The sequence below is a fragment of the Brevundimonas sp. SS2672 genome, from assembly GCF_059579685.1.
Genome location: NZ_CM184201.1, coordinates 1,267,680 through 1,279,414, shown reverse-complemented (window position 1 = coordinate 1,279,414; position 11,735 = coordinate 1,267,680). Strand labels below are relative to the sequence as shown.

The window sequence follows — 11,735 nt, the reverse complement described above, 5'->3', positions numbered from 1 at the left end:
CGCCATGACGAACGAGATCGAGGATATCGAGATCGGTCTGCTGCTGGAGGCGCTATACCAGCGCTACCATTACGACTTCCGCCAGTACGCACGGGCGTCGATCAAGCGCCGCCTGATTCAGGCGCGCAGCCATTTCGGCCTGCCGAGCCTGACGGCCCTGCAGGAACGGGTCCTGCACGATCCCGAAATGCTGCCTCGTCTGCTCGCCTTCCTGACAGTTCAGGTCAGCGAGATGTTCCGCGATCCCGGCTACTTTCGCGCCCTGCGTGAGCAGGTGCTGCCCCATCTGCGCACCTATCCCTCGCTCAAGGTGTGGATCGCGGGGTGCAGCGCCGGGGAGGAGCTGTATTCCATGGCCATCCTGTTCCGCGAGGAAGGCCTGTTCGATCGCACCCTCTTCTACGCCACCGACATCAATCCCGACGCCCTGCGCGCCGCGGAAGCGGGGATCTATCCCCTCGATCGAGATCCGCAAATTCACCGAAAACCACCAGAAGTCGGGCGGCCGCTCGTCCCTGTCCGACTACTATACGGCCGACTACGGTCGCGCGGTCTTCGACAAGTCGCTGCGCGCCAATGTCGTCTTCTCTGACCACAGCCTTGTCACGGACGCCGTCTTCGCCGAGATGCAGCTCATCTCCTGCCGCAACGTCATGATCTATTTCGACCGAGGCCTTCAGGATCGCGCCGTGGGCCTTTTCAGGGACTCCCTGGCGCGCAACGGCTTTCTGGGGATCGGATCGAAGGAAAGCCTGCGCTTCTCACGCCATGCGGCCGCCTTCTCCGAGTTTGTCCCGGCGGAGAAGATCTACAGGAAACGCGAACCATGAGTCCGTCCCCCGACCGGGCCGTGGTGATCGGCGCCTCCGCCGGAGGGGTGCAGGCCCTGCTCGCCCTCCTCCCGTCGCTGCCGGCGGACTTCCCCTGGCCGATCTTCATCGTCCTGCACGTCCCGGCCGACCGCGGCAACGTGCTGGCCCCTCTGTTCGGGGCCAGATGCCTGCTTGAGGTCAAGGAGGCCGAAGACAAGGAGACCGCCCGTCCCGGCGTGGTCTATTTCGCCCCCTCAGACTACCACCTGCTGGTCGAGAGCAACGGTGATATGGCCCTGTCCTCCGACGAAGCCGTCAACTACTCCCGCCCCTCCATAGACGTGCTGTTCGAAAGCGCGGCGGACGCCTACGGCGCCGGCCTGACCGGGGTGATCCTGACCGGCGCCAACGAGGACGGCGCAGCCGGGCTGAGCGCCGTCGCCGCCGCGGGCGGGGTCGCCCTGGTGGAGGAGCCCGCCGCCGCCTACGCCCAGGCCATGCCCCAGGCCGCCCGCAACGCCTGCACGGCGGCCGTCGCCCTGCCGCTCGAAGGCATCGCCGAACATCTGAAAGGTCTCGGAACAGAATGAGCAGCCCGGAACAGCCGATTCACCTTCTGCTGGTCGACGACCTTGAAGAGAACCTGCTCGCGCTGGAGGCGCTGCTGAAGCGGGAGGACGTCGTCTGCCTGAAGGCCCGCTCGGGCGACGAGGCGCTGGAGCTGCTGCTGATCCACGATGTCGCCCTGGCCCTGGTGGACGTGCAGATGCCAGGCATGGACGGTTTCCAGTTGGCCGAGTTCATGCGCGGCAATGTGAACGCGCGCCACGTCCCCATCATCTTCGTCACGGCGGGAAGCGCCGATCTGCAGCGACGGTTCAGGGGCTATGAGGCCGGGGCCGTCGACTTCATCCAGAAACCGATCGAAACCGACATCCTGCGCAGCAAGGCGAACGTCTTCATCGACCTCTATCGCCAACGCAGGGAGATTCTCGCCCAGCGCGATGAACTGGAGGCCTACGCCAACGCCCTGCGCGCGGCGGACCGCCGCAAGAACGACTTCATCGCCATGCTGGGCCATGAGTTGCGCAACCCGATCATGGCGCTCCGCGCCGGTCTTCAGCTTCTGGAGCGCCAGTCGGACAAGAACCGCAAGGCCGACATCCAGGCGCGGATGGAGGTTCAGGCCCACCACCTCTCGCGGCTGATCGAAGACCTGCTCGACGTCGCCCGGATCGATCAGGGCAAGATTTCCCTTCAGCGCGAGCGTGTGAGTCTGCAGAGCGTCATCGAGTCCGCCGTGGACACCAGCCGACCCAAGATCGAGGCGGGCGCGCATGACCTGACGGTCGCCCTGCCTTCCCAGCCCCTGTGGCTCGAAGGCGATTTCACCCGCCTGTCGCAGGTCGTCAGCAACCTGCTGACCAACGCCGCCAAATACACGCCGTCCGAAGGACAGATCCGTATTTCCGCGGATGTCGTCCAGGACGAGGTGCGGATCGACATCGCCGACAACGGCGTGGGCGTGCCGCATGACATGCAGGGCCGCATCTTCGATCTGTTCACTCAGTCGAAGGGGCCGGACGATCGCTCGCGCGAAGGTCTCGGCATCGGCCTGGCTCTCGTAAAGCAGTTGGTCGAGATGCATGACGGAGCCGTCGAACTGGCCAGCGACGGCCCCGGTCGAGGCAGTTGTTTCACCCTGCGTTTTCCACTCGCCGCCTGACCGCGTTCACGCGTCCGATGCGCTCTTCGCCGCGTCGCGAAAGCGCCATTTCATAACCAGGACCGCCGACGCCATCACGAGGGCGGAGGCGTTGGCGACGGTCACAGGCCAGGCCGAGGTCATCACGCCGTAGATCGTCCACAGGATGAAGCAACTGACGGTCAGGGAATAGGTTTTGAGGCTCACCGCCGAGGCGTCCCTCTCCTTCCAGATCTTGTACGCCTGCGGGGCAAAGCTCGTAATCGAGCAGATTGCTGCAGCCGAGCCGATAAGTGTTGCAACATCGCCAGTCATGATGGGCCAACGTCATGTTAGCGACGCTGTTCCCAAGGTGCATGTTCGCCGCTGAGGTCAATGTAGTGACGATCGCCTCAGCGCCGCCGACAACGATCCTAATGGATCGGAGCCTTTTCCGATTGCGCCGGGGTGGGTCGATGGGTCGATAAAAGCCATCTACGCTTGCGCCTGTAGCGAGAACAGGGACGGACGCGGCCGATCTCGCGCCGCCGTCCCACCGCGACCGCCCGCTTACTCTGGAGGCGACTCCAGGTAGGCCTTGTCGAACTCGGCCAGGGCGGCCAGCCCGCCCCAATCTTTCAGATGAACAAGAGCCCCCTTCCACTCCACGAGACCTTCTCGTCGAAGCTCCGCCACGACGCGGTTCACATGGACGGTCGAAAGCCCAAGGATATCCGCTATCTCCGCCTGGGTCATAGGCAACTGGAAGCAGCAGTCTTTCGCGCGGCCCACCAGTTCCAGTCGGCAGTAGAGTTCACACAGGAACCAGGCCAGGCGCTCCTTTGCGCTCTGGGCGCCGAGCGCAAGAATCCACTCGCGGCTTACGGCGCCGTCGACCAGGGTGTCCAGCCACAGGCTTCTGACCAGGTCGCCGTCGGCGTCGATCAACCGATCAAGGCGAGCATGGGGAATGGAGGCCGCCCGACAGTCCGTCAGGGCCACGACGCCCTGCGGCTGACGCTTCTTCAACAAAGAGCCGAGATTGACGAAATCGCCTGGGAGACAAATCTCGGTGAATTGGCGCCGCCCATTCCGCAACAAGCGGTAGCGAGCCGCAAACCCGTTCAAAAGCAGGAGGCAGGAGGAGGCCTTGACGCCCTGTACGATGAGGTCGTCCCTCGCAGGGATGAGCGCCAAGGGATTGAACGCTTCACTGAGCTTGCGGAGGGTTGCTGGAGACACGCTCCTGCGCCGCGTCAGCTTGATCGTGATCAGATCGTGGAGCTCGTCGCCGGACCACATCCCCTCTTCGCCTTCCCGCTCCACACTTCGCGCATTTCCATCGCCGCCGCTCATGCGACGCGGCGTCGATAACGTCCTCGACGCCCAGGCGTTGCTTTAACGGTTCCCCTTCGCATGGGTCGGATCGCCTGGCGCCATGCCGAGAGACGCCGATCAGCAGAGTCATCCTAGGTTCAGGCTCGGGCGTATAGGTTTCCGTCATGGCCCTCTACGATTTCCTCGTCGCCGGTCTGGAGGTGGATCAGGTCCACGAAGCCGAGGCTTCGACGGACGCCGAGGCGCGTCGTCAAGGGTTTCGCTTCGCCGGCGATCTGATCAAGGAGCGCGAGATCCTGAGCCGGGAATCCGTCGCCTTCGAAGTGAGAGTGAAGACGAAGGACGGCCGCCAGATCTGCGCGGTCAATGTGAGGCTGGATTAGGATTCCCGAAATGGGCCTCGGACGATCGGCCGGTTGCTCTAACAGGACATGACGGTTGGCATGGTACCGGACGACGTTTGTGTTACACATTAACAATGCCTTCTTCCCGATCGACCGCCTCGCCGTCCTTCTTCAACCAGGAGATGGCGGACGCCTACGACCATCGGAACCGCGCCCTCGTTCCGATCTCCAATTGCCTCCACTTCCTAACGGGCCTGGTCCTGGCCGAATGTCCGAGCGAAGCGCGAGTGCTGTGCGTCGGCGTGGGAACGGGCGCTGAAATCCTCTCCCTGGCCCAAGCGCGTCCAGGATGGTTTTTCGTCGGGGTCGATCCTTCCGCCGAGATGCTGAATGTCGGCCGGGACCGGTTAAAGGAAGCGGGCGTTCTGGAGCGATGCGAGCTTATCCAGGGCTACGCCGAGGACGCGCCCCCCGGCCCATTCGACGCCGCGGTCAGCCTGTTGGTCGCCCATTTCATCAGACGGGAACAACGGCCGGCCTTCTACAGCGCCATTCATGATCGACTGAAGCGGGGCGGTCGCTTCGTCAGCGCCGAAATCAGCGCCGATCTCGAAGATGCGGCGTTTCCAGACATGTTGAAGGACTGGAAGCAGGTCCAGACCCTGATGGGCGCGACCCCCGAATCGTCGGCCAGGCTGGAGAGCATGCTGCGCGACGCGCTGGGGGTTCTGCCGGCGGCAGAGACCGAGGCCCTTTGGCGGGCAGCAGGGTTTGCGACGCCCGTGTCCTTCTTCCAGGCCTTCATGATCCGAGGCTGGCACGCCATGAAGGCGTAGGCCGGACGCGATCCGGGCCGGGACGCTGGCCGGCCTTTGCTGACGCAGTCGCAATGGCCGGCCGTCGGTTGGAAGCCCCCAAACTTATGGAACAGCCTGCCGGGCTGGACTACAGCGCCCCTTGAACCGTCTCCGCGGCCATCCAAATAGCGACCGCCTTCACTCTTCACTGGAGATGCTTCGATGCGAACCGTCGTTGTAGAACCCTTTGGCGACGTCTGGGCCGTCCGCGTGGATGACGTCGAGCCTCAGCTGTTTGGGCGCGGGCGCGCCGCGGAAGACGTCGCCAAGACCGTGGCGGAGCGGCTGGCTGCCGCCGGCGACCACGTCGAGATCCATCTGTTCCTACGGAACGGCCAAAAGGCGGCGCGATTTGTTTGCCTACCTCCCCTTTCAGCCGAGGACTCTCCTCTGCTGATCGGAGGAAGCCTGCTGGCCCAGGCGGCGGCGAACGTCGACGATACCGACCAGCGCGTAAACGCCTGACGGCCAAGGCGGAGTGCAGCAGGTAGAAGGGGGCGCCAGAAGAGCGCTGCGGACTCGCCCTTCCCTATGCTGCCCAGGAGGGATTTATCCAGGTCGCCGAGCCGGTCCGTCGATGCGGCCGGTCGAGGGCTGGACAGCCATGCAAATTGTAAAATAGTAACATCGTTCACGACGGGAGGCGGAACGTGCCGGGGCGGCCCAAACGAACGGGACGGATGACAGAGGCGGTCCTGATCGCCCTGTGTCTTGCGATCTTCGGCATCCTTTACTGGATTGCGACCGGATAACGTGAAGCGGGCCGGCTTCGGCTGTCATTCCGCAGTTGGTCGAAGAGCCGCCCCCGTGGAACCCATCGCCCTCGGGACGGCTAAGGATTGTCTTCCGCGCGGAAGTCTGCGGCCCGGAGCGCAACCCCCTGACCACCGCTCCGGGCCGCAACCCCTGACGAGAAAGGCGCGACCGAGAGGAACCAGGCCGGGCTTAAGCAGTTTGCCGGGCATCCCCTTCTTCCTGGCGCCGGGAGATCGTCTTTGCGCAAACAAAAATCTCCCATCCCCCGCTGGTGGCGTCTAGCCGGGTGGGAGGCGGCGCGGCTGCTCGGAACGCTTTCGTTCATAGGGATCGTCGGGTGCGCCTACATGGGCTGGATGGGCTGAGACGGAACCCCGGATGGTCCTCGAGCTTTAAGGAGGCGCATTCCGGCGCTGGCGTGCGATGCGGCCCGGCGCGCAGCCACGCACCCCCTGCGGCGCACCGGGCCGCAACCAATTCCGGCGCAGCTTGTTGGCTTCGCATGACTGGATTTGGCGGACACCTGCTCGCGGCGCTCGATCGCCTATTCAAACGCCTGACCGGGAACGAGCGCCTCCTCTAGGCGGCCTCCGTCCCTCGACTGCGGCGGCGTGCGGGCTGAAATATCAAAAGCGCTGCCGTTAATCATCACAGGTTAAACGCGCAAAGCGCTTGGAGATCTAAGCTCGCCCAGTCGCTCGCCTCCTGAGCGGGCCTGCTCCAGTCCCTCGCGCACCTCCTGAAAGAGCGGGGCTGGACCGACGGTAGAGGAACGCGACTTGCCCAGACGTCCCCAATGGCGACCCAGCTTCGGCGAATGGTCGGTGGTGATTGCGATTTTGGCCCTACTCGCGATCGCCGCTTCCTCGGCCTTCGAGTGATCGGACAGACTCATTGATGTCGGCCGTCAGGTCGTCGGCCGTGCGGCGAGGTTGCTTTCAGGTGGCCATGACGACAAGGAGACCACCCCATGGCGGAACGTCGACTTTCGCAATGGCGCAACCTCGGCCTGGCGGCCCCGGTGATCTTTGCCGCTAATCGAGTGCGGCGGCCTCGCCTGTCCAGCTGGCATCCGAGTGTCGTCTGCGGGGCTTCGCCGTCGCGGGCGTCGCCACCGGCTCCCTGATAAGGTTTCTGGCCGTGCTGTCGGCCTTGCAACGCCTGCGTCCCGTCTGCTGCTAGCCCCGGCCGGTCTTCCGTAGAGAGAAGCTTGGGAGGTCGTGGCGCCGACAGCGACGGCGACACCATCAATGTGAGCGCTGGCCCGGCCGGCGGATGTGGCTCCCGCCCGTGCGAGCGTTTCTTCTGTAGGCAAATGAAGACCCCTCGCCGGCGCCTGGGGCCTCCAACGAGGGGCTTCGCGGTTCAACAGAGGGCAGCTCCAGGGGTTAGAGAGCTGCGATGGGCCAACTCACGGGAATGAGAACGGTTCCGAACGTCAAGGACATGCCCCCCGAAGCGAGAGCACGCATGAGGCGCGTCTGCAGTAAACTTCAAGCGCCAAAGGCCGCTCTCCGAATACCCGCCAAACCGGAGGCCCTGCAATCCGGGCTCGCTCCCTCTCGCAGCTGAGCTTTCAGGCTCGTTAGGCCCTCCTGAGTCCCAATGCGGCAGATCGGTTTTCTTATGCTCGCCTAATAAGTCCAGCATGCTGAGGCGCGCCTTCGCGTCCCGCCGGTCGTCGACGGAGCCGTCATATCAGGCCACCGCCGATGGCGACGTCCAAAGCGCGCGGCCCGCTGTAGAGCTGTCCTCCGGACAGTTCGCTCTTTCAGCCCGCCGACGCGTTCGTTCAAGTCGTGGATACCTCGGAGAGCGCCGATGACCTGCGGGACCGCCGACCACCCTCTCTATCGTTTCGCCCTGTTCGGGCACCGCTCCGCCTTCTGCGCGGAGATCGCGGCGGCCACGGACGACGACGCATACAGGGAAGCTCTGCGCTTCATGGGCGAGCTGTTGAAAGAGGGCGACACCATGAGGGACGACGGCTTTTCGTATCGGGTCACGGTGACCGCGATCGACGGCCGCCGAATCTGCGACATCACAAGCTGCGGCGCAAACCACGCGAGCCGAGATTGATCGCGTCGGACGCGTACGCCCGAGCGCCCGCTCGGATGCAACGCCGCAGGCGCGGGAGCCTTATCTAGAAGGCCCAGCGTCAGATCGACGACGGCCGGTTTCAAAGCTTGAGCGCCTCCTCGTTTGGTTAGGACCGTCAGGAAATCCGCATGTTCTTCCCCACCCGCCGGCCCAGGTCGACCGCGCCGCCGCTCCCGGCCGGCCGTCGCAAGCCAAGCCATCCGGCCGCCCGGCTCGAAGGCGACCTGATGGAAGGAGCGCCCGATCACAGCGATCGCCGCCCTGGACCTAGCTCCGCCGACATGGGGATTGGGCAGCGGCGCGCGGCCCTGGTCGCCCTTCTCGACCTGCTGGCGGCCGCCGGGTACGATTTCGTGAGCCCGACCCCCGCCACCCACAGACGGGTGGCGTCCCGGCGGGAGCGCGCCCGCGCCGCTAACCTGCGAGACATCTTCGGCTGGGGGCGCCCCTTCGACCCGAACGACCTCGACCCTACCCTCCTCGCCACGATGTCGAGCGGCGGGCTCCTCGTCGACGAGGGCGCGTCGCTTCGATCCGCTGTCAGGGTCAGTGCGCTTGACGGGCGCCTGCACCTGCACTCCGCCCGGAGCGACGCCTCTGACGCCGTCTTCCTTGGACCGGACAGCTACCGCTTCGTCCGCTTCCTGACCTCCGCGCTATGCGGTACGCAGCCGCGCTCGATCCTCGACGTCGGCGCCGGCGCCGGCGCCGGCGCGCTGGCGCTGGCCGCACGCTTGCCGCATTCCAGGGTCGTGGCCGGGGACGTGAACCCCTTCGCCCTTGCTCTCCTCGCCGCCAATGCCGCCCACGCCCGCCTGTCGATTGAAATTGTCGCGGGCTCTGGGCCCGGGGCCGCGGCCGGCGAGTTCGATCTCATCATCGCCAACCCGCCCTATCTGGCCGACGGCGAGCACCGGACCTATCGCGATGGAGGCGGCGCCTTGGGCATGGACCTCGCCTTGGCGTGGGTCTCTGTTGGACTGCATCGCCTGCGTCCGCGGGGGCGCTTCGTGCTCTACACGGGCAGCCCGATCATCGAAGGCCGAGATATGCTGCGCATCGAGCTCGAGCGGCTCGCCGCCGAGGCAGGCGCGAGCATGACATATGAGGAGATCGACCCGGATGTCTTCGGGGGGATGCTGGCGCACGAAGGCTATCGAGAGGTCGAAAGGATCGCGGCCATCGGCGCTGTCCTGTCTCGCCAGGCCGCGCCGCGAAGGTTATTCGCCACCCGGGGCCTTCGCCCTTAGACCGCTTGGGCTTCGGTGAAGGCTGCGTTCCTTATGCCAGCCTTCGGTCGCATCCGCGTGAGGAGGAACGGGATCCCGGAGCGCCGGTTAAACCTCTGAAGGCCTTAATAGAGGGCGTGGCTAGAGAGTATGTGCACAGGTCCATGACGCAGATCGACGTAAGTTCGCCAGAGCCCCAGCTCTGCCTCCGATGCGCGGGATCAGGCATCTTCGACACGGGCGTCTGCCACATGTGCGACGGGTCCGGGAAGGCGCAGATCGACACCGACCTTTCAGCCGCCGCCGAGCAAGAGTCGAATCCCAGATCGCAGCCGAATTCTTCCGCTCGCCTCGCGGCCCAGCGCTGATGGACGACGGCCTTTACAAGATCGGCTTCAGGACACGGCTGGGACCGGGCTATGGGGTAGTCGTGCTCCAGGGCGGGCGCATCATCGGCGGCGACAGCAGCTCGTTCTATGTCGGCTCCTATGTCATTCACGGAGCGAGGTTCAAGGCCAGCCTGCAGCTCGATCGGTATACCATCATCCCTGTCCTGCGATCCGTGTTCGGCGTCGAGCGTGCGCGTATCGAGTTGGAAGGCGATATCCTCGGCCAGGACGCGCTCATGTCGGGGTCTTCGCCCGATGCGCCCGAAGTGAGTTTCGAGGCCGTGATGAGCAGACTGGCCTAGACGGCGCGCCGTCGTTTACGGCCAGATCAACAACGACCGCCTCCGCCGATCGAGGCTGCGCCTTCGCAATCGCCTTCCATCACCAGGCGACCGACCACTTCTGCTCCGCCCTGCAGGGCCATGAGCTTGTCTTCAGCGTCCTCCCAGTCCTCCGCTTCCAACTGGAGAGAAAAGCAACGCTCGCCCTGCTGGTAGTCCACGAGAAACATCGGCATCGCCTATCCTACCACCAACCAGGTTGAGGGACGTCCTCGAGCCGCGAGACGGCGAGCGACGCTCCAGGCGAAGGCCCGTTTCGCCGCAGCTTTGTCATCATAGCGGCGCGGCTTGTCCGTCCCACCTCCGGTCAGGCGATACCACGCCTCCCGTCGTCTTGAGCCAGGCTGGATGCGTTCAAGTCTGACGCCCACGCGGGAGCGTAACAGGCGTTTTCTTTTCATTTCTCCGTCCTCCTGCCCCCGCGCGAGGCGGCGAAGGCGGCGCAAAGCGCCCGCGCCGCCTCCCCTGCGCGCCTTATCGATATCGAGCGCGCTCCGCAGCGATCTCGTCGGTTGTATAGGGCGCCCCGGCGGGGTCAAAGCGCGTCCAGCCCGTCTGGCGGTAGGCGGCCCCTCGAGCGGCGGCGTCCCAGCCGCGGCTCTCGTCCAGGATCGCCTGCGCCCGGGCCCGCTCCGTTTCATTGACGCGAACGCTGACAAGGGTTCCGCCCCGACGCACGCCTTCGGCGTAGACGTGGGCGTCATCGTCATCATGGCCCGCCTCTTTGAGCGCGCCGAGAATTCCGCCGACCGCCCCGCCCGCAGCGGCGCCCGCGGCCCCTGCGACCGCCGCCGACGCGAGCCAGCCTGCTGCCACCACGGGGCCCAGGCCCGGCACCGCCAGCATGCCCAGGCCCGCGAGAACGCCGGCGCCCACGCCGAGCGCGCCGCCGGTCGCCGCCCCCTTGCCCGCGCCTTCTGCGACGTCGTTCTCGCCGTCGCCGTTCATGTCACCGGGCGACCGCCCGTGATGTCGGTGGCTCTCGTGCCAGTTGTCGGCGTTATTGGAGATGACGCTGATGTCAGCCGCTCCAAAGCCGGCGGCTTCGAGGGCGGACACGGCGTCCATCGCTTCGGTGTGAGTATCGTAGAGTCGCGTGATTGTGGACATGGAAATCTCCTTCAGCATCAGGAAGCGGGCGACGCGCTGACGACGCCTTTGTAGTCTACGGAAACCCTCGACTCGACGCCGTCCTTGACGGCGGTCGCCGTCCAGACGCCGTCTTCGCCCTGGCTCAAACCGCCGACCTGGGCGTAGCCCTGTTTCTCAATGGCGCTTCTCGCCTGCCCCTCGGTAAAGGAATTTGCGCCCGGCGTGATCGTCCCCTCTGCAGCGTTCTCCGTCGTGTCGACGGCGGGGTTCCGAGGTGTCTCCGACGCGGACACCACAGGCCCTTCGACAGGGGATTGGGCGTCGCGGTTATCTCCGCACGCTCCAAGCAGAACGACGGCTCCGATCAGACCTATGGAAGCTCTCATGGGTTTCTCCTTTGATGAGGTGTTGAGGGAAGCCGCCCGGATTCAAAGCGTTCCGCCGCGTCGAAGACTTTCCCGCGGACCGTAAGGTTCCGGGTCATCCAGCCCGCTCCGAGGTCCGCGCTTCGCACGCCTCCACGGCCGAAACGCCATCTCGCCTCGACGCCAGTCGATACAAGGCATGCTCGTCGTCGAAGACTTCAGCGGAAGAAAAGGTCCGGCTGACGGCGAGCCGCCGCCGCGCCTCGGCCATGGCGGCCGCGGCGTCCTCCACCGTGACGCATTCGACGCGCAGGACGCCCGTCCCCGATCCACTGTAGCGAATGGTGAAGTGAGGCATGTGGCGGCTCCTCTTTGACGGTGAAGCAAGAGCCCGCCGCGCGACCTGTTCCTTGGGTCGCCTAGCGGAC

At 65.3% G+C, this 11,735-nt stretch carries 16 protein-coding genes; 10 read left to right on the top strand and 6 right to left on the bottom strand.

The window, feature by feature from the left end; all coding sequences use genetic code 11:
* The first annotated feature begins 4 nt into the window (after window positions 1–4).
* Genes AC52GN_RS06510 through AC52GN_RS06495 form a run of 4 tightly spaced genes read left to right on the top strand, consistent with a single transcriptional unit; the run spans window position 5 to window position 2,538 of the window.
* Window positions 5–592: a CheR family methyltransferase gene (locus tag AC52GN_RS06510; RefSeq protein ID WP_496528552.1), complete on the top strand. Its 588-nt coding sequence runs from the start codon at window positions 5–7 to the stop codon at window positions 590–592.
* Entirely contained in the window at window positions 516–830 is a 315-nt protein-coding gene (locus tag AC52GN_RS06505) for a CheR family methyltransferase (protein WP_496528777.1), read from the top strand. The genes AC52GN_RS06510 and AC52GN_RS06505 overlap by 77 nt, the downstream gene beginning before the upstream one ends.
* Window positions 827–1,402 carry a chemotaxis protein CheB gene (locus AC52GN_RS06500; protein ID WP_269298488.1) on the top strand — a complete coding sequence of 192 codons (576 nt, stop codon included), beginning with the start codon at window positions 827–829 and terminating at the stop codon, window positions 1,400–1,402. The genes AC52GN_RS06505 and AC52GN_RS06500 overlap by 4 nt, the downstream gene beginning before the upstream one ends.
* Window positions 1,399–2,538, top strand: coding sequence for a hybrid sensor histidine kinase/response regulator (locus AC52GN_RS06495; RefSeq protein WP_269298486.1), 1,140 nt, complete (start codon window positions 1,399–1,401; stop codon window positions 2,536–2,538). The genes AC52GN_RS06500 and AC52GN_RS06495 overlap by 4 nt, the downstream gene beginning before the upstream one ends.
* 6 nt (window positions 2,539–2,544) lie before the next feature.
* Here the strand turns inward: AC52GN_RS06495 and AC52GN_RS06490 are convergent, their stop codons facing one another.
* Window positions 2,545–2,832: a SemiSWEET family sugar transporter gene (locus AC52GN_RS06490; protein ID WP_200165245.1), complete on the bottom strand. Its 288-nt coding sequence runs from the start codon at window positions 2,830–2,832 to the stop codon at window positions 2,545–2,547.
* A gap of 234 nt (window positions 2,833–3,066) precedes the next feature.
* Entirely contained in the window at window positions 3,067–3,852 is a 786-nt protein-coding gene (locus AC52GN_RS06485) for a Crp/Fnr family transcriptional regulator (protein ID WP_269298483.1), read from the bottom strand.
* A 146-nt stretch (window positions 3,853–3,998) separates the two neighbouring features.
* Here AC52GN_RS06485 and AC52GN_RS06480 point away from each other — a divergent pair, with 146 nt between their 5' ends.
* The 6 genes from AC52GN_RS06480 to AC52GN_RS06455 all read left to right on the top strand — a co-directional run bounded on the left by AC52GN_RS06480 (window position 3,999) and on the right by AC52GN_RS06455 (window position 9,811).
* Window positions 3,999–4,217 (top strand): hypothetical protein, encoded by a 219-nt coding sequence (locus tag AC52GN_RS06480; protein WP_269298481.1) that lies wholly within the window; start codon window positions 3,999–4,001, stop codon window positions 4,215–4,217.
* Window positions 4,218–4,360: 143 nt separating this feature from the next.
* On the top strand, window positions 4,361–5,014 hold the full coding sequence (locus AC52GN_RS06475; protein WP_269298479.1) for a class I SAM-dependent methyltransferase: 654 nt from the start codon (window positions 4,361–4,363) through the stop codon (window positions 5,012–5,014).
* Between the two features lie 183 nt (window positions 5,015–5,197).
* The gene (locus AC52GN_RS06470) at window positions 5,198–5,500 is read left to right on the top strand and encodes a hypothetical protein (protein ID WP_269298477.1); all 303 of its coding nucleotides are present in this window, start codon (window positions 5,198–5,200) and stop codon (window positions 5,498–5,500) included.
* A 2,112-nt stretch (window positions 5,501–7,612) separates the two neighbouring features.
* On the top strand, window positions 7,613–7,870 hold the full coding sequence (locus AC52GN_RS06465; protein WP_291783760.1) for a DUF6894 family protein: 258 nt from the start codon (window positions 7,613–7,615) through the stop codon (window positions 7,868–7,870).
* 149 nt (window positions 7,871–8,019) lie between these two features.
* Complete coding sequence (locus AC52GN_RS06460; protein WP_291783758.1) at window positions 8,020–9,141, top strand: methyltransferase; 1,122 nt, start codon at window positions 8,020–8,022, stop codon at window positions 9,139–9,141.
* Between the two features lie 346 nt (window positions 9,142–9,487).
* Complete coding sequence (locus AC52GN_RS06455; protein WP_269298473.1) at window positions 9,488–9,811, top strand: GrlR family regulatory protein; 324 nt, start codon at window positions 9,488–9,490, stop codon at window positions 9,809–9,811.
* A gap of 26 nt (window positions 9,812–9,837) precedes the next feature.
* Here AC52GN_RS06455 and AC52GN_RS06450 read toward each other — a convergent pair whose 3' ends face one another.
* The 4 genes from AC52GN_RS06450 to AC52GN_RS06435 form a co-directional block, all read right to left on the bottom strand.
* On the bottom strand, window positions 9,838–10,026 hold the full coding sequence (locus tag AC52GN_RS06450) for a hypothetical protein (protein WP_200165253.1): 189 nt from the start codon (window positions 10,024–10,026) through the stop codon (window positions 9,838–9,840).
* 298 nt (window positions 10,027–10,324) lie between these two features.
* A complete protein-coding gene (locus AC52GN_RS06445; protein WP_496528551.1) occupies window positions 10,325–10,978 on the bottom strand; it encodes a hypothetical protein in 654 nt (217 codons plus the stop codon).
* Window positions 10,978–11,328, bottom strand: coding sequence for a hypothetical protein (locus AC52GN_RS06440; RefSeq protein ID WP_253108006.1), 351 nt, complete (start codon window positions 11,326–11,328; stop codon window positions 10,978–10,980). The genes AC52GN_RS06445 and AC52GN_RS06440 overlap by 1 nt, the downstream gene beginning before the upstream one ends.
* A gap of 94 nt (window positions 11,329–11,422) precedes the next feature.
* Window positions 11,423–11,665 (bottom strand): hypothetical protein, encoded by a 243-nt coding sequence (locus AC52GN_RS06435; protein ID WP_253108007.1) that lies wholly within the window; start codon window positions 11,663–11,665, stop codon window positions 11,423–11,425.
* Window positions 11,666–11,735: the final 70 nt, after the last annotated feature.

Bases quoted from the DNA above. Each gene is read 5' to 3' on its own strand.
- AC52GN_RS06460 (WP_291783758.1), top strand. From the start codon at position 8,020: ATGTTCTTCCCCACCCGCCGGCCCAGGTCGACCGCGCCGCCGCTCCCG.
- AC52GN_RS06470 (WP_269298477.1), top strand. From the start codon at position 5,198: ATGCGAACCGTCGTTGTAGAACCCTTTGGCGACGTCTGGGCCGTCCGC.
- AC52GN_RS06480 (WP_269298481.1), top strand. From the start codon at position 3,999: ATGGCCCTCTACGATTTCCTCGTCGCCGGTCTGGAGGTGGATCAGGTC.
- AC52GN_RS06440 (WP_253108006.1), bottom strand. From the start codon at position 11,328: ATGAGAGCTTCCATAGGTCTGATCGGAGCCGTCGTTCTGCTTGGAGCG.
- AC52GN_RS06445 (WP_496528551.1), bottom strand. From the start codon at position 10,978: ATGCTGAAGGAGATTTCCATGTCCACAATCACGCGACTCTACGATACT.
- AC52GN_RS06500 (WP_269298488.1), top strand. From the start codon at position 827: ATGAGTCCGTCCCCCGACCGGGCCGTGGTGATCGGCGCCTCCGCCGGA.
- AC52GN_RS06485 (WP_269298483.1), bottom strand. From the start codon at position 3,852: ATGAGCGGCGGCGATGGAAATGCGCGAAGTGTGGAGCGGGAAGGCGAA.
- AC52GN_RS06490 (WP_200165245.1), bottom strand. From the start codon at position 2,832: ATGACTGGCGATGTTGCAACACTTATCGGCTCGGCTGCAGCAATCTGC.
- AC52GN_RS06450 (WP_200165253.1), bottom strand. From the start codon at position 10,026: ATGCCGATGTTTCTCGTGGACTACCAGCAGGGCGAGCGTTGCTTTTCT.
- AC52GN_RS06510 (WP_496528552.1), top strand. From the start codon at position 5: ATGACGAACGAGATCGAGGATATCGAGATCGGTCTGCTGCTGGAGGCG.
- AC52GN_RS06435 (WP_253108007.1), bottom strand. From the start codon at position 11,665: ATGCCTCACTTCACCATTCGCTACAGTGGATCGGGGACGGGCGTCCTG.
- AC52GN_RS06495 (WP_269298486.1), top strand. From the start codon at position 1,399: ATGAGCAGCCCGGAACAGCCGATTCACCTTCTGCTGGTCGACGACCTT.
- AC52GN_RS06475 (WP_269298479.1), top strand. From the start codon at position 4,361: ATGGCGGACGCCTACGACCATCGGAACCGCGCCCTCGTTCCGATCTCC.
- AC52GN_RS06455 (WP_269298473.1), top strand. From the start codon at position 9,488: ATGGACGACGGCCTTTACAAGATCGGCTTCAGGACACGGCTGGGACCG.
- AC52GN_RS06465 (WP_291783760.1), top strand. From the start codon at position 7,613: ATGACCTGCGGGACCGCCGACCACCCTCTCTATCGTTTCGCCCTGTTC.